17 protein-coding genes and 1 pseudogene are annotated in these 16,037 nt (G+C 35.7%); 11 read left to right on the top strand and 7 right to left on the bottom strand.

The window, feature by feature from the left end; translation table 11 throughout:
• Positions 1-213 precede the first annotated feature (213 nt).
• A complete protein-coding gene (locus MP478_RS11715) occupies positions 214-660 on the top strand; it encodes a hypothetical protein (RefSeq protein WP_257200548.1) in 447 nt (148 codons plus the stop codon).
• A gap of 46 nt (positions 661-706) precedes the next feature.
• On the opposite strand, the pseudogene MP478_RS11710 reads toward MP478_RS11715, so the two are convergent.
• The 3 genes and pseudogenes from MP478_RS11710 to MP478_RS11700 all read right to left on the bottom strand — a co-directional run.
• Positions 707-1,031 (bottom strand): annotated as a pseudogene (locus MP478_RS11710) (integrase core domain-containing protein); the annotation flags it as partial.
• Positions 1,032-1,109: 78 nt separating this feature from the next.
• Positions 1,110-1,442 (bottom strand): hypothetical protein, encoded by a 333-nt coding sequence (locus MP478_RS11705; RefSeq protein ID WP_257189885.1) that lies wholly within the window; start codon positions 1,440-1,442, stop codon positions 1,110-1,112.
• A gap of 18 nt (positions 1,443-1,460) precedes the next feature.
• Positions 1,461-1,916: a hypothetical protein gene (locus MP478_RS11700; protein WP_257200547.1), complete on the bottom strand. Its 456-nt coding sequence runs from the start codon at positions 1,914-1,916 to the stop codon at positions 1,461-1,463.
• A 147-nt stretch (positions 1,917-2,063) separates the two neighbouring features.
• On the opposite strand from MP478_RS11700, the gene map reads away from it, so the two are divergent.
• From map to pyk, 6 genes are all read left to right on the top strand, one after another.
• Positions 2,064-2,828 carry a type I methionyl aminopeptidase gene (map, locus tag MP478_RS11695; protein WP_257200546.1) on the top strand — a complete coding sequence of 255 codons (765 nt, stop codon included), beginning with the start codon at positions 2,064-2,066 and terminating at the stop codon, positions 2,826-2,828.
• Between the two features lie 458 nt (positions 2,829-3,286).
• Positions 3,287-3,526, top strand: coding sequence for an acyl carrier protein (locus tag MP478_RS11690; protein WP_002976354.1), 240 nt, complete (start codon positions 3,287-3,289; stop codon positions 3,524-3,526).
• Between the two features lie 34 nt (positions 3,527-3,560).
• A complete protein-coding gene (fabF, locus tag MP478_RS11685; RefSeq protein WP_047493506.1) occupies positions 3,561-4,805 on the top strand; it encodes a beta-ketoacyl-ACP synthase II in 1,245 nt (414 codons plus the stop codon).
• Positions 4,806-4,814: 9 nt separating this feature from the next.
• On the top strand, positions 4,815-5,579 hold the full coding sequence (rnc, locus tag MP478_RS11680; RefSeq protein WP_230037588.1) for a ribonuclease III: 765 nt from the start codon (positions 4,815-4,817) through the stop codon (positions 5,577-5,579).
• Positions 5,557-6,030, top strand: a complete 474-nt coding sequence (locus tag MP478_RS11675; RefSeq protein WP_257189904.1) for an IPExxxVDY family protein — start codon at positions 5,557-5,559, stop codon at positions 6,028-6,030. The genes rnc and MP478_RS11675 overlap by 23 nt, the downstream gene beginning before the upstream one ends.
• The gene (gene pyk, locus MP478_RS11670; RefSeq protein WP_047493496.1) at positions 6,023-7,468 is read left to right on the top strand and encodes a pyruvate kinase; all 1,446 of its coding nucleotides are present in this window, start codon (positions 6,023-6,025) and stop codon (positions 7,466-7,468) included. Before MP478_RS11675 ends, pyk begins: the two co-directional genes overlap by 8 nt.
• 136 nt (positions 7,469-7,604) lie before the next feature.
• Here pyk and MP478_RS11665 read toward each other — a convergent pair whose 3' ends face one another.
• The 4 genes from MP478_RS11665 to hutI all read right to left on the bottom strand — a co-directional run bounded on the left by MP478_RS11665 (position 7,605) and on the right by hutI (position 12,376).
• On the bottom strand, positions 7,605-8,897 hold the full coding sequence (locus tag MP478_RS11665; RefSeq protein WP_257200545.1) for an aldehyde dehydrogenase family protein: 1,293 nt from the start codon (positions 8,895-8,897) through the stop codon (positions 7,605-7,607).
• Between the two features lie 138 nt (positions 8,898-9,035).
• Positions 9,036-9,959, bottom strand: a complete 924-nt coding sequence (gene hutG, locus MP478_RS11660; RefSeq protein WP_257200544.1) for a formimidoylglutamase — start codon at positions 9,957-9,959, stop codon at positions 9,036-9,038.
• 99 nt (positions 9,960-10,058) lie between these two features.
• Positions 10,059-11,135: a DUF695 domain-containing protein gene (locus MP478_RS11655; protein ID WP_257200543.1), complete on the bottom strand. Its 1,077-nt coding sequence runs from the start codon at positions 11,133-11,135 to the stop codon at positions 10,059-10,061.
• A 14-nt stretch (positions 11,136-11,149) separates the two neighbouring features.
• On the bottom strand, positions 11,150-12,376 hold the full coding sequence (hutI, locus tag MP478_RS11650; protein ID WP_257200542.1) for an imidazolonepropionase: 1,227 nt from the start codon (positions 12,374-12,376) through the stop codon (positions 11,150-11,152).
• A gap of 323 nt (positions 12,377-12,699) precedes the next feature.
• Between hutI and ruvB the strand changes: the two genes are divergently transcribed.
• Genes ruvB through coaE form a run of 4 tightly spaced genes read left to right on the top strand, consistent with a single transcriptional unit; the run spans position 12,700 to position 15,878 of the window.
• On the top strand, positions 12,700-13,722 hold the full coding sequence (gene ruvB, locus MP478_RS11645) for a Holliday junction branch migration DNA helicase RuvB (RefSeq protein WP_230037573.1): 1,023 nt from the start codon (positions 12,700-12,702) through the stop codon (positions 13,720-13,722).
• A gap of 28 nt (positions 13,723-13,750) precedes the next feature.
• On the top strand, positions 13,751-14,362 hold the full coding sequence (locus tag MP478_RS11640; RefSeq protein WP_257189911.1) for an FMN-binding negative transcriptional regulator: 612 nt from the start codon (positions 13,751-13,753) through the stop codon (positions 14,360-14,362).
• An 11-nt stretch (positions 14,363-14,373) separates the two neighbouring features.
• Positions 14,374-15,240, top strand: a complete 867-nt coding sequence (locus MP478_RS11635) for an MBL fold metallo-hydrolase (RefSeq protein WP_230037569.1) — start codon at positions 14,374-14,376, stop codon at positions 15,238-15,240.
• A gap of 8 nt (positions 15,241-15,248) precedes the next feature.
• Entirely contained in the window at positions 15,249-15,878 is a 630-nt protein-coding gene (gene coaE, locus MP478_RS11630) for a dephospho-CoA kinase (RefSeq protein ID WP_257200541.1), read from the top strand.
• Positions 15,879-16,037: the final 159 nt, after the last annotated feature.

Here is a 16,037-nt window from a genome sequence, read left to right as displayed (position 1 = left end):
AGTAGAGTATTATTTTTATACATATTTGTACGCTCCTTCGAATAAAACTTTAGGAATTTATAATATTATAATCAGTATAATTTTATTATTGATCTTTTTTTATAAAACTATTCGCTCAAAATTTATAGAGTCGTAGATATTACAACCCGCTACGCAAAATCTGTAACTTTGAGCAGATAATAAAAAAACCTCGCAATGTATTAAATGACGCAAATGAAAGATGTAAAAAAAGTCACTAACTTTAGAAATAAATATTTCTTTGTAATTGCAGGATTTTTTTTAATCTTAATATTTGTTGTTGCAAATTTTCGTGGAAGAAAGCAACAACAAAATGCAAAACAGAATGCAAAATATACTGTCGCCTATATAACGAGTGATTGGCATCAGAAAAACAATAATGGAGTTGGAACAGATTTTATCTATTTTGTTAGAGGAGAGAAATATGAGAGAACGTGTACAAGTACAAGTGTTTTAAAAAAAGGTGGAAAATATCTTTTACTGTATGATTCATTAAGACCTAAATATTTTATTATGCTATATAAACAAAAAATATATGACAGTTTAAAACCTCCAAACAATGGCTGGTCTTATAGGGAGCTACCTTTAAAATTAGACTCCGCAGATTTAAAATTTTATTTTAATGAATTAAAGATTCCATAAATACTGTTCCTAAAATAAGTTGACTATTTTAACAACTCAAATATACTTAAATCAGAGTAGGAATTTTCCTATTCTGATTTTGTTTTTATAGTTTTTCATTTCACATTATTTTTAATACGTACTTGGCTTGAAATCTTGTAATTCAAGGAAAATGTGGCCTCAAATTATTGTAATAATAAATTGACTGGTCAGGGCTGTTGTGAGAGATTTTTACAATCTTCAAGGGTATCAATCAATCCAAATTCATATTTCAGAATACTATTCGCTCTTTCCGCTATAGCATTTTCAAAAGAATCCAAGTTCTTGGTCATACTAATGAGAATATCATTTTTCTTTTGTATTTCTGTATATACTCTGCTACAATATTGCAAAATAACCCTTTAAATAAACATATAAAAAGAGCAAATGAATTCTTCACCTGCCCTTCATTAAGTTATAACAAACATCCTTTATAAAATAGTCCAGCCTATTGCTGTATTTACCGTATTTCTTACGACATCCAGCGCTGCATTAATTGCATTTTCAACCGCTAATATGGTCAATCCATCAATGGTTAAGAGAACAATTCTCATGGAGCTCTTTTGCATTTCAAGATATAATTTGGCTTTCTCTTCAGTGATTTTACCATCAGATTTTAGCTTATTAATTAATTTGATATTGCTCACGAAAGAGTTTAATTCTGCTTTTGCATAAGGCTGGGCATCATTCCAGTCATTGGTGAATGATTTTTTCATTGCCGCCAACATATCTTTCAATAATTGACTATAGTCTATATCTGCCATTTTTATTCGTTTTTATGGTTATTTTTTTTCACCTCTTTTCAGGCCAAGCTGTAATTTGGTAAGCGCTGTAAAAATAGTATTACACTGGCTGTTGATAAGATCTATCTCAGAAACATCAGTAAAACCAAGCTTATGAACCTTCTCTAAATCATCTATATATTTCGCTAATGTAGCCACCTGATCCTGTACTATTTTATTATTATCAATGGCATTTGTACGGATTTTAAGAGTTTCCAGATCCACTTTAACATCCTGATAAAAAGGTTTATAGTTGGCATAATTCGCTTTATCTGTACCTATTTCATCCCGGATCTTAACGACAAATCCGGTCACCTTTTCCTGCATCGCTACAATCTTTTTATCAGTCAGTTCATCATAATCACTGATAAGTTTAATAGAGGTACAGCTTGTCAATACAATAAGCAGAAAGCTCATCAATATTGATATTCGTTGGTTTAAAATAATTGAATTCATGGAATTAAATTGTAATGGTTTTAGCTAGTATAAATTTACCTGTTTTTCTTTATCAAAGACAAATAAATTTATATTTTAATGAATGTATGCCTATATATATCAGTAAAATAAAGATATAAATACCTATATTTAAGAAAAAAAGAAAGAATGTCTATTACAAATGAATATGAATTAACCGGAATGCAGAAAGTAAGCGAAGCAGTTGCCCATACTTTGAAGGATATGATTCAGTATGCACAACCGGGCATGACGACAAAAGATCTTGATGAATATGGAGCAAAAATACTTTCCGGATTCGGCGCCAGCTCTGCCCCTTACCTTACATACGGATTTCCGGGCTGGACATGCATAAGTGTAAATAATGAATTTTGCCATGGCATCCCTACGGAACAAAGGATCTTAAAAGAAGGCGATTTAATCAATATTGATGTTTCGGCAGAACTTAACGGCTTCTGGGCAGACAACGGAGGTTCTTTTATTGTTGGAAAAGACATCAACCAACATCAAAATTTAGTAGATGCTTCCAAATATATTTTAGAAAAAGCCATCAGCCACATAAAAGGCGGGGTAAAAATAGCTGACATCGGACAGCTTATGGAAACCGAAGCTAAAAAAAGAGGTTTTAAAGTCATTAAAAACCTTGGAGGTCATGGCGTAGGCAGAAGCCTTCATGAAGAACCAGATGAATTATTAAATTATAGAAACCGTTTTGATTCCCGGCGGTTCAAAAAAAATTCTGTAGTAGCCATTGAAACTTTTATTTCCACCTCTTCTACAATTGCAGTAGAGCTTAATGACGGATGGACCATGGTAGGTAATAAAGGTGGGTATATGGCTCAACATGAACACACCATTCTGATTACCGATAGTGAACCTGTGATTTTAACGAAAATGAATGATATATTGAATTAGAAACCTCAAAGAACAATTCTGATCCGTGTAAAAAGAATTAAAAATGAACCTTGTTTAAAAGACAATGACTGTTTTACATGAAAATTTCATCTTGAATTTGACTAAAGATCATTCTATTTTCATGCAGCTCAGTCATCAATATAAAGGATGTACATACTATAGTTTTTGGAGTTTTATAAAGCCCCAGGTTCCTTAGTGCTAATACTTTATTTATAAAAACCGGAATCAGGAAAACAGCAATTTAAAAGATACAGGTCTATACTTTACCCCGTAGTTCCTTTTAGGATTGATTTCTTATCCACAATAGAAACACAAAATATAACCTGCTGAAAACGAAAACACTAAAGTCTAAAGTTCCAAAATGAAGGCTACTGGTCCACAAAAAAGACTAAAAAAATGTTTTATCGTAAAGAATTTTATATATTTGCACCATCTAACAATTAAAAAAATAATTTACTATGTCAGACATTGCATCAAGAGTAAAAGCTATCATCGCTGATAAGCTTGACGTTGAAGAAACAGAAGTAACTCCTGAAGCTAGCTTCACTAACGATTTAGGAGCTGATTCACTAGATACAGTTGAGTTAATCATGGAATTTGAAAAAGAATTTAATATTCAAATCCCTGATGACCAGGCTGAAAAAATTACTACTGTAGGGCACGCTATTGCTTACATCGAAGAAGTAGTAAATAAATAATATTCTTCAACAAAAAAGAAATTAAACAAAGTTTATGGAATTAAAAAGAGTAGTTGTAACCGGTTTTGGAGCAATAACACCGATTGGAAATAATGCAAAAGAATACTGGGAAAACCTTGTTAAAGGTGAGAGCGGTGCCGCTCCGATTACTCTTTTTGATGCCACAAACTTTAAGACAAAGTTCGCTTGCGAAGTGAAAAATTTCGATCCATTACAGCATTTCGATAAGAAAGAGGCTAAAAAAATGGACCGAAATACCCAATTGGGACTTGTTGCAGCCAGAGAGGCTGTAGCACATTCCAAAATTATGGAAGACAATGTAGATAAAAACAGAGTCGGTGTAATTTGGGGCTCCGGAATCGGAGGGTTGGAAACTTTTGAGACAGAGGTTTTAGGATGGGCGAATACGGAAATCCCGAGATTCAACCCATTCTTTATTCCTAAAATGATCGCGGATATTACGCCGGGGCATATCTCAATAGAATACGGCTTCCACGGACCTAATTATACCACTGTATCTGCATGTGCTTCTTCAGCCAATGCTCTGATTGATTCCAAAATGCTGATCCAGTTAGGAAAAGCAGACGTTATTGTATGTGGAGGCTCTGAAGCAGCCGTTACAGCAAGTGGTGTCGGTGGATTTAATGCTATGATGGCACTTTCTACAAGAAATGATGATCCTACTACCGCTTCAAGACCTTTTGACAAAGACAGAGATGGGTTTGTATTAGGAGAAGGAGCAGGATGTATTATTCTTGAAGAATATGAGCACGCGGTAAAACGTGGTGCTACAATTTATGCAGAATTACAGGGGGGAGGTTTAAGTGCTGATGCACATCATATGACCGCTCCACATCCTGAAGGCCTTGGTGCTTATCTGGTAATGAAAAGTTGTTTGGAAGACGCAGGCTTAACTGCTGATGAAGTAGACCACATCAATATGCATGGTACCTCTACTCCATTAGGAGATATTGCTGAATCCAACGCAATTTCAAAACTATTAGGCGAGCATGCTTATGACATTCAGATTAATTCTACAAAATCAATGACAGGCCACCTTCTGGGTGCTGCAGGTGTTATTGAAGCTATCGCTGCATTAGGAACTATTATTCATGGTATTGTTCCTCCTACCATTAACCATTTTACTGATGATGAAAATATTGACAGCCGACTAAACTTTACGTTTAATACAGCTGTGAAGAAAGATGTAAAAGTAGCCATGAGCAATACTTTTGGTTTTGGTGGGCATAACGCTTGCGTTCTATTTAAGAAAATCTAAATTCAATGAATGGAGTTACAGAAATACTTTTCTAAATTCCTTCTTAAAAAAAGAAAAAGACAGTTAACGGAAAGAGAATATTTTCTCAGTACCGAGCTTAAAAAAGTGTTAGGTACAGAGATACAAAATATTGCTTTTTACCGTGAGGCTTTCTCTTTGAAAAATTCTTCTAAAAATCAAGACAGCAATTATGAAAGGCTTGAATTTTTGGGAGATTCTGTTTTGGGTACAATTATTTCCTGTCATTTGTTCCAGACCTATCCTCATGCTAATGAAGGATACCTGACACAGATGAAATCTAAAATTGTTAACCGGAAAAATCTTAATAAATTAGGAGAAAACCTAAAGCTTACAAGCCTTCTGCAAAAACAGAATACTTCTTCAGCTTTGGGCGAGAATATCTCCGGAAATTTATTTGAAGCTTTAATCGGGGCTGTTTATTTGGACTTCCATTATGATATTTGCAGAAAGATTATTTTGGATAAACTTCTTACCCCTTCCGAGATTAACAAACTTGAAAATAAAATTGTAAGCTATAAAGGCCTCCTGCTTGAATGGAGCCAGAAAAAGAAGGTCAATATAAAGTACGAAACCTGCGAAGAAATACAGGCCAATAAGGCTATTGTATTCAGATGTCATGTCTGGTTGGGAGATGAAAAAATTGCCAATGCAACAGAAACATCCAAGAAAAAATCAGAAGAAAAAGCAGCACAACGGGCATTTTATATTTTAAATAAAAAAGAAAACATACTTGGAAATTCAAAAACTTTATGATCTTGATGATATAGAATTTGAAGATATTGCCATAGGATTGGTAAGATTAGCAAAAGATATACCCGATCATGAGTTTTTCTATACAATAAATCAAACAAACGATCTTAATTTTTCCAGAAAAAAAGACCTGGTCTTTCATGGAGATTATTATGACTATTTATTTCCGAGATTCGAGGCCTATCACAAGTCTACGAAGACCTGTTTTACTTTTATTTCAAACAAATCTTCGGAAAGTAAACAAAAAAAAGTTCAGACCGAGCTCTTTACAGGAGAAGAAAACATTAAATTTTTATTAAATAATCAGGCAGATGTGGAATATATTCTACATAGTTCGGAACAGTTTCCTGATTTTTCCGTAATTTTGCTCCCTGAAAATCTTGTGTTTCCAATTCAAGATTACACATTGAGTTCTGACGAAGAACTTTATCAAATTATCCAGTATTATGAATAAGTATTTAAAGAAGACAAAAATTATCGCAACACTAGGACCTGCTTCTTCATCGAAGGAGGTGATGTTAGATTTAATGAAAGCGGGTGTTGATATTTTCAGAATAAATTTTTCACATGCAGATTACGACTTAGTTCGAAACAATATTGATATAATTAGAGAACTAAACAGTGAGTACGGATATTCAGTGGGTATTTTGGGTGACCTTCAGGGACCCAAACTGAGAGTGGGTGTTGTAAAGGAAGGTTCTTACCTGAATCCCGGAGACATTCTTACTTTCACCAATGAAAAGATGGAAGGTGATTCTACGAAAGTATTTATGACGTACCAACAGTTTCCACAAGACGTAAAAGTAGGGGAAAGAATCCTTATTGATGACGGAAAACTGGTATTGGAAGTTACTGAAACCAACGAAAAAGATACTGTAAAGGCTAAAACAATACAGGGAGGGCCTCTAAGTTCCAAAAAAGGGGTTAACCTGCCTAATACAAAAGTATCTCTTCCTGCCCTGACTGAGAAGGATATCCAGGATGCCAACTTCATGCTGGACATGGAAGTTGACTGGATTGCACTTTCTTTCGTACGTCATGCACAGGATATTATTGATTTAAAAGAACTGATCGCTAAGCATCCTAACGGTAAATTCAAAACACCGATCATTGCAAAGATCGAGAAGCCGGAAGGAGTTAAAAATATTGACGAAATTTTATTGGAATGTGATGGTCTTATGGTTGCCCGTGGTGACCTGGGTGTAGAAGTTCCAATGGAAGAGGTTCCTGCTATCCAGAAAAACCTGGTAGAAAAAGCAAGATTCTATTCCAAGCCGGTTATTATTGCTACCCAGATGATGGAGACCATGATCAATAGCTTAACGCCAACGAGAGCTGAAGTAAATGACGTTGCCAACTCTGTATTGGATGGTGCTGATGCCGTAATGCTTTCAGGAGAAACTTCTGTAGGAAGATATCCGGTACAGGTGGTGGAAAATATGGCGAAAATCGTAAAGAATATCGAAACTACTCACTTCTATCAACATAAAAATGAACCGATTGAAAAAGACTACAACTGTATTGATGAAAGATTCATTACCAACAGGGTATGTCTTGCTGCAGTAAGAATCGCAAAAACAACAAACGTTTCTGCTATTGTTACGCTTACTCATTCGGGGTATACGGCATTCCAGCTTGCTGCTCACAGACCGAATTCTCAGATTATTGTATACAGTGGAAACAAAAGAGTAATTACAATGCTGAACCTTCTTTGGGGAGTACACGCTTATTACTATGACATGAAAAAATCTACTGATGAAACAATCATCCAGGTGAATATGCTGACACACAACTATGGCTATATTGAAACCGGAGACTTTGTCATCAACATCAATGCAACTCCATCTTATGAAGGTGGAAAAACCAATACATTGAGACTGACCACAGTATAAAGAGAAAAATTTTCTTTTTTAACGATATAAAAAACCTCCCGAAAATGATTTCGGGAGGTTTTATTTTATCAGTACAGCACAGCAATACTTTATACTTTATACTTTATACTTTGTACATCATACATTGTACAAATAATTAATTTCCCACAATCGTCTTTGCCGTCACAAACTCTTTTAAAGCGTGTAATGACAGCTCTGTTCCATATCCTGAAGCCTTGCTTCCACCGAATGGGAAACGTGGATCAGAACTTGTCATTCTGTTGATATTTACAGTCCCGGATTCAAGGTTTTCAATAAAAAAAAGCTGACGGGCTTTATCCTGAGTCCAGACAGAATTGGAGAGTCCGAAAGGGATATCATTGGCAATCTGTAATGCCTCTTCATCACTTTTTGCTATCATCACCATACCCAGAGGTCCGAAAAGTTCTTCTTTTAAAATTGGATTCTCTTCCTGAACCCTGATTAAACCAGGTTTAAATTGATTCTCCGAAAGTCTTTCCAAAGGAATGATAATTTCTGCCCCATTTTCCAGTGCTCTGTTGAATTGAGCTTCCAGCTCATCAGCAAGGTCAGGTCTTGCCATTCCGGCTAGTTTAGTTTCTTTATCTAAAGGGTCACCAATTTCATATTTTTTATATTCTTCGATGAATATGGGTAAAAATTGATCTTCAACTTTTTCATCAATGATAAATCTTTTCGCTGCAGTACAGGTTTGTCCACAGTTTTGAAGACGTGATTTCACTCCAGCTTTTGCTGCTTCTTCCAGGTTTGCATCTTCAAAAATGATAAAAGCATCACTTCCACCTAATTCAAGTAATGATTTTTTGATATTTAAACCTGCTATTGAAGCCACTTCTCCTCCTGCTTTTCCACTTCCTGTAAGACTCACCCCTTTTACAGCATTATGTTCAAGAATTTCCTTTACAGCTTTATGCCCTACTTCTAAATTCTGGAAAATACCTTCCGGAAAACCAGCTTCCAAAAGAACTTCTTCGATTGCATTTCCACTTCCGAAACAAATTGAAGCATGCTTCAGAACCACCGTATTTCCTGCTAAAATTGCAGGAACAGCAAATCTCAGTACCTGCCAAAATGGAAAATTCCAGGGCATAACGCCCAAAATTACACCTTTCGGAACATAATGAACTTCAGAATAAGTAAATTCAGACTCCACTTTCTCGGGTTTCAGAATATCCTCAGCATCGGCATAATAATTCATCATTAAAGCACATTTTTCTACCTCAGCAATAGATTCCGAAATGGGTTTATTCATTTCAGTAGTAATGATCCTTCCAAATTTTTCTGAATTATTTTTTAAAATTTCTGCTGCTTTTGCAATTAACTTCTGCCTTTCCTCAAACGGCATTTTTCTCCACACTGAAAAAGCTTTATCTGCTTTAATAAGCTTACTTTCAATTAATTGTTCCATAATATAATTTCTGTTTTAAATTCAGCTAATGAATTTATTCGCGCTTTTATCTAAAAGCACGGAAAAGATCAGCAAATTTCGTTCCTTAAGGATAAATAAAATAGTGATTTTCTCTATCGGAAGAATATAACTTTATCTTTACATCATCAGCCATTCATTTACCAGGCATGCTGCCAGTCTCGCCGTTCGGTCCTGAATATCGAAAGAAGGGTTCACCTCAGCCACGTCCAGCGCAACAAGTTTGTTATTTTTTAAAATATGCCTGTAAAAATGCATAAAGGTTGCATCTGCAAAGATACCATTATAAGCTGAAGCTGAAACTCCGGGAGCTATAGAAGCATTAAAAACATCCATACAAATGGTAAGATAAGCGAAATCTACATTGTCTAACAGCTCATCAATACGCTGATAAATAGAAGGAAGGTTCTCAAAAAAAAGCTCGTCAGCAAGAATATACTTCATCCCATACTGATGGGCGGTATCAAAAAGTTTTAAAGTATTTGAATTTCTCTGGATTCCAATATGAAGGGAGTTGATTGGCCCTTCCTGTGCAATCTGCCAGAATCCTGTTCCGGAGCTAGGCCCTACTCCTTTTTCAGGTTGTCTGTTATCAAAATGGGCATCTATATTGATGATTCCTATTTTCTGTTCCGGAAAAGCTGTTTTTAGCCCCAAATAATGAGCGTAGGTCACTTCATGGCCTCCACTTAACACTAAAGATTTTCCACCTTTTAAAAGGACTTTTGAAACATTCTTGGCAAGACTGTTCTGCGCATTTTCCAAATGACCGTCTTCACAGGTAATATTCCCGAAATCCAGCATGGAAAAGTCAGGAAGTACCACCGGAAAATTAGACATATTTTTTCTGATTACATCCGGAGCATCTTTAGCGCCCTGTCTTCCTTTATTTCTCCTTACTCCTTCGTCTACTGCAAAACCATGCAGCACGAAATCATTAGGTGAAATATTATCATAATTCTGTTCTCCTTTTACTCTTTGAAATATTCTGTGGAAAAGAAGCTCTTCTCCATCCCATCTACCCTGCCAAATATTTTGAACCATAATTCTTTAAAAATTCAATTGTATTTACATAGTTATATTCAGTAAAGCTAACCAATATTGTTTATATACAAAACTACTTTTTTATTGTATCATCTGTTTTTAATCGGCTTTATCATAATCTTTAAAATATTGCCAGTATTTATCTTTGAAGATTCCAAATGACATTTTATAATCGGGATTATCCTGTACTATTTTTTTTAAAACTTTAGCAATCTGTCTAAAATCTTTCCCTACAAAAAAGCTCTCTTTTATATTGTCTGCACTTTCCCTGCCTACATATAAATAGCCATTTTTTTTCAGTTCTTCAATAGCTTTATTTTCAATATCGTTTAATTTTTCAAAATCATCTTTTTCAGGAAGCCCATCATTATCATCTCCATTATAGTGGATTTTAAGCACCGAAACCCATGGGTAAGAAGCTCTTGATCCATATTTTAATAACGACAGGTTTATACAGGCAATAAGAGGTCTGCTGTTTTCCAGATCTGCTCTGAGAATAGAAAACTCATCTTCTTTATCATCCCATTCTGTACTTTTATACTTTTCTATAAATTCTCTTTCTCTCCACTCCAGAAAGTCCTTTAGCTTTTCAACAGGAACAAGTTCTTTTCTGGCCTGCTCTATGCCTATGACAGTAAAGGTATCGATTTGTGTTGCAAAGTTTAATTCTCCTAAAAAATTATCTAAAAAAATACAAACTCCTGTTGTGATTACCTCTTTATTTTCAGCTGTACCCTGATAAACAAAAACGAGATCAATCTCATCCGGATATTCTTCATGCTCATTAGAATAGAAAAAAATAGTATCCTTTGAGAATTTATAATCCCCTATATCTACATGTACATTTTGTATATCCATTGCTGGCTTTAAAGCTGTAATCTTCCAGTGATCCAGCTTGGGAGCTGCCTCAATAAGTTCTTCGGCAAAAACAATATTCTTTATTTCCCCATCTACGGTAATGATCAATTCTGCTGTGCTATCATCAGACATTCCTGTAAGGAAATAGTAACCTTTATTTATTTGATTAAGCTTAGGAGAAATAATATCAAAAAAGTCTTTTTCAATAGCTTCCTGCCCACCTTCTTTCACCACTTTAAAGAAAGTCTTTTCCATCGTTAAAAACCAGTCCCAAAAATCTTTGTACTCCAACTTTTCTTTATATTTCTTTTCTTCCATATCCTGAATAGCTTTTATGTATTCAGATTTCCATTGATATATACATGTTCAGCTTTCAAACTTCCCTGGTTATAAAGCACATTCTGGAAATTATTGGTTTTAAAAGTGATGAAATCGGCTTTTTTACCGGATTCCAGGATTCCTCTATCTTCAAGATTAAGTGCAAATGCGGCGCGGAAAGTCATTCCTGCCCATACCTCAGCTGTTGTCAGTTTTTGAAATGTAGCCAATATGGAAGCCTGGGTAATTAAATTTCCCATTGGGGCTGAACCCGGATTCCAGTCGCTCGCAATGGCAACTATAGCGCCTGCATCTAATAACTTTCTGGCCGGAGTAAATGTTTCCCCCAAGCCTAAGCTGGCTCCCGGCAGCGCTGTCGCTACGGTATTAGATTGTGCTAAAAAGTCTATATCTTCATCAACAGTGGCTTCTAAATGGTCTGCAGATTTTGCACCTACTTCTACAGCAATTCTCGAACTTCCAGGGGTAAACTGATCTGCATGAACCGTAATTTCAAAGCCTAAAGATTTAGTTTTAAGTAAGAACTCTTTACTTTCCTCCGGCTGGAATGCTGATTTCTCAATAAAGATATCAACACGGTTCGCCAAACTTTCCTCTTTTACTTTAGGTAAGATTTCAGTAAGGATATATTCCAGATATTCAGGATTACTGCCTTCAAAATCTCTTGGTTTCAAATGGGCAGAAAGACAGGTAGGAACTAAGGTAGCCTGAGTAGCTTCCTGTGCCACTTTTATTATACGAAGCATTTTCAGCTCATTTTCTACATCTAATCCATAGCCGCTTTTGACCTCAATGGTGGTAATTCCAAGGTCAATCAGAAAATTAATTCTTTCCAGTAAGGTTGTGAGCAATTCTTCTTCCGAAGCATTTCTTGTATGCTGTACAGAGCTCCAGATTCCACCACCGCTTTCAGCAATTTCAAGGTATGTTTTTCCGGCATTACGCATGGCAAAATCATTGGCACGGTTTCCACCGAAACAAATATGAGTATGCGAATCTACCAATGCAGGAAGAACAACTTGCTCTCCTTCTACTTTCTCAATTTCTACATCAGGATATCCGGTCTTAAGATCTTCAAAATTTCCAACTTTCTGAATCGTATCGTTATCTACCAGAATTCCTCCATCAGCAATAATCTCCAGCTGCTCATCGGAAAGTTTTCCTCTTAATGGTAAGTTAGCAAGTGTAACTACCTGCTTAAATGGTCCTATTAATTTCATTTTTTTTAAGATTAGGGCTAAGATTTAACTAAGGTCGATTTCCTGTATTCAAATTGAACTTGTGTTTTATCTAATTCATACAGTACTTTGTCAATCCACTTTTATATCTTTAAACAATCAATTTCTGAAAAATATTCTGTCAATTATCAATATTTTTTCTTCTCAAAAATACTTAAAAAATCTCAATTTACCGGCCTTGGTTCTGCTCATTCTGCATCCTGCACTTAATCTTAGTCTAAACTCATTCTCAATTCAACCTTTTATTAATCTAATCTTCAACCTTAGTCTAAAATTCCTATCTTTGAAGTAAATGAAATGAATTAATGCCAGATTTTTTACATCCAGATAAGGAAAACTACTCACGCGAGGAGCTGATGCAGGAAGAACAGATGCGTCCCCAGAGCTTTAAGGATTTTGCAGGACAGAGGAAAACGCTGGAAAATCTTGAAGTTTTTGTTTCCGCAGCCAAAAGGCGGGGTGGAGCACTTGATCATGTCCTTTTACATGGTCCTCCGGGTCTTGGAAAAACAACATTGGCCAATATTATTGCTAATGAACTTGGGGTAAACTGTAAGATTACTTCTGGACCTGTTTTGGATAAACCCGGCAGTTTAGCAGGTTTACTGACTAATCTGGAAGAAAATGATGTTCTTTTCATTGATGAGATCCATCGTCTTTCTCCTGTTGTGGAAGAGTATCTGTACTCAGCCATGGAAGATTACAAAATTGACATCATGCTGGAGACAGGGCCTAATGCCAGAAGTGTTCAAATTGGACTGAACCCTTTTACGTTAGTGGGAGCAACCACCAGAAGTGGAATGCTGACCAAGCCGATGCTGGCAAGATTTGGAATTCAAAGCAGACTGGAATATTATTCTATTGAGCTTTTATCTATGATTATTCAGAGAAGTGCCAGAGTTTTAGGGGTAAAAATCTATGAAGATGCCGCTATAGAGGTCGCCAGAAGAAGCCGTGGAACTCCCAGAATTGCAAATGCACTCTTAAGAAGGGTTCGTGATTTTGCAGAGATCAAGGGTAATGGTGAAGTTGAAATCAATATTACGAAATATGCACTCAACTCTCTGAATGTGGACGAGTTTGGCCTGGATGAAATGGATAATAAAATCATGCGTGTCATGATTGAAAACTTCAGAGGCAAGCCTGTTGGGATTTCTGCATTGGCAACATCCATTGGTGAAAACCCGGAAACGTTGGAAGAAGTATACGAACCGTTTTTAATTCAGGAAGGTTTTATTATCAGAACACCCAGAGGGAGGGAAGTTACAGAAAAGGCTTATCTCCATTTGAATATTTCAAGACCCAAAGGACCGGGAGAGCTTTTTTAATTTAAATAAAGTAAAGTATTACGGATTTATGTTTATACCTAAATTATACAGAAGTGAAGATCTTAATGTAATGAAAGCAATTATCAGTGAAAATTCTTTTGCTTTATTAATTTCTTCTGTTGATAAACTTCGTGCTACTCATTCTATGATGATGTTTAATGAGGATAATCCGGAAAATCCTTATATTGAAACTCATATTTCCCGAGCTAATCCACAGGCAAAAACCTTGAAAAACGGGGATGAAGTGTTGTGTGATTTTTTGGGTGCGCATGCTTATATATCAAGCAGCTGGTATGATCACGTTAATGTTTCCACATGGAACTATGAAGCGGTGCAGATCCACGGAAAAGCAGAACTGATGGATCATGATGAACTGTATGCCCATTTAGATCGGTTAACATCCAAATACGAAAAATTTCAGCAGTGCCCGATGATGGTGAAAGATATGGGAAAGGACTTTGTGGAAAAAGAGATGAAAGGAGCTTTTGGTATTAAGATCATGCCGACAGAGATTTTCATTAAACAAAAGCTTTCTCAAAACAGGAAAGAAGATGATTTTAACAATATCATCTCCCAGCTTGAAGCATCGGATGATAATGCCAGAAAAATTGCTGAGAAAATGAAATTAATAAAAAAATAATCAAAATATATATGAAGTTATATCCAATACAATGTGGAAAATTTAAACTGGATGGCGGTGCCATGTTCGGAGTCGTCCCAAAGAGTCTGTGGGAAAAAACAAACCCGGCAGACGAAAAAAATCTAATTGAACTAGGAACCCGTTCTCTTCTTATTGAAGACGGAAAAAAACTTATTCTCGTAGACTGTGGTCTGGGCAATAAGCAGGATGATAAATTCTTTGGACATTATTCTCTTTGGGGGGATGATAACCTGGATAAAAATTTAAAGAAATATGGTTTTATAAAAGAGGATATTACAGATGTATTCTTTACTCACCTTCATTTTGACCACTGTGGTGGTGCCATAGAATGGAACGATGACAGAACGGGATACAGACCTGCTTTTAAAAATGCTCAGTTCTGGACTAATGAAAATCATTGGCAATGGGCAACTGAACCTAATGCAAGAGAAAAAGCAAGCTTCCTGAAGGAAAATATTATTCCGATCCAGGAAAGTGGACAATTAAATTTCCTTCCTCTTCCTACGACAGGAAATTACGGTTTTGCTCCGGATCTGAAGATGGATGTCATCTTCGTGGATGGGCATACAGAAAAGCAGATGCTTCCTGTACTTCAATATCAGGATAAAACAATTGTTTTTGCAGCTGACCTTATTCCTACCGCCGGACACATCAATCCGGTGTATGTGATGGGATATGATACAAGACCTCTTTTAACCATGGAAGAAAAAGGAAAATTCCTGAAACAATGTGTAGATAATGAATATCTATTGTTTTTTGAACACGATGCCCATAATGAACTGGCAAGTCTTAAAATGACAGAGAAAGGAGTAAGACTTGATGAAACTTTCACCTTTAATGATGTTTTTGGATATTAATTTTAATTATGGAAGAATTACATTCAGAGACACAACAGACAGAACCGGAACCATCACCCAAGATCATCGGATTAACGGGAGGAATAGGCTCAGGAAAAACAACAGTTGCCCGTTTTATTGAAGAATTGGGCTTTCCTGTTTACTATTCTGATGACCGTGCTAAAACAATTGTCAATGACGATAAGGATTTACAGATCCGGATCAAAGAACTTCTTGGGGAACAGTCATACGATAAAAATGGTTTATATGACAGGAAATTTGTAGCAGACAAGGTTTTCAACAATAAAGAACTGCTTCAAAAATTAAATGAAATTATTCATCCTGCTGTACGTATTGATTTTGAAAATTGGGTACAAAAACAAACCAAATATTTAGTTTTTAAAGAAACAGCGTTGTTGTTTGAATTGAAATTAAACAGACAATGCTATAAATCTCTTCTGGTAACTGCAGAAGACAATATCAGAACCAAAAGAGTGATGGACAGGGATCAGAAAACCTACCGTGAGGTAGAGACTATCATGGAAAAACAGATGCCTGAAAAAGATAAGATTAAGATAGCAGATTGTGTGATCTATAACAATACCAATCTTGAAGATTTAAAAGAACAGACGGAAAAAATCGTCTTTAGTATTGAATAAAACTAAAAACTCGTTAGGATTTTCTAACGAGTTTTTTATTTAAAAATTTGTCCCGTCCTGAAATAGCGATACATAAAAAAACAATCGTTATGGAAGAATATTTAGAAACACGTTATGTCAAGCGTACACAGAAAGATTACAGTTTGAGTTTGAAACTTC

Origin of the sequence: Chryseobacterium sp. WG14, from assembly GCF_024586945.1 — a bacterium.
GTDB lineage: Bacteria > Bacteroidota > Bacteroidia > Flavobacteriales > Weeksellaceae > Chryseobacterium.
Note: the sequence above shows the minus strand (reverse complement) of the source record. Positions and strands in the feature narration are given on the sequence as shown.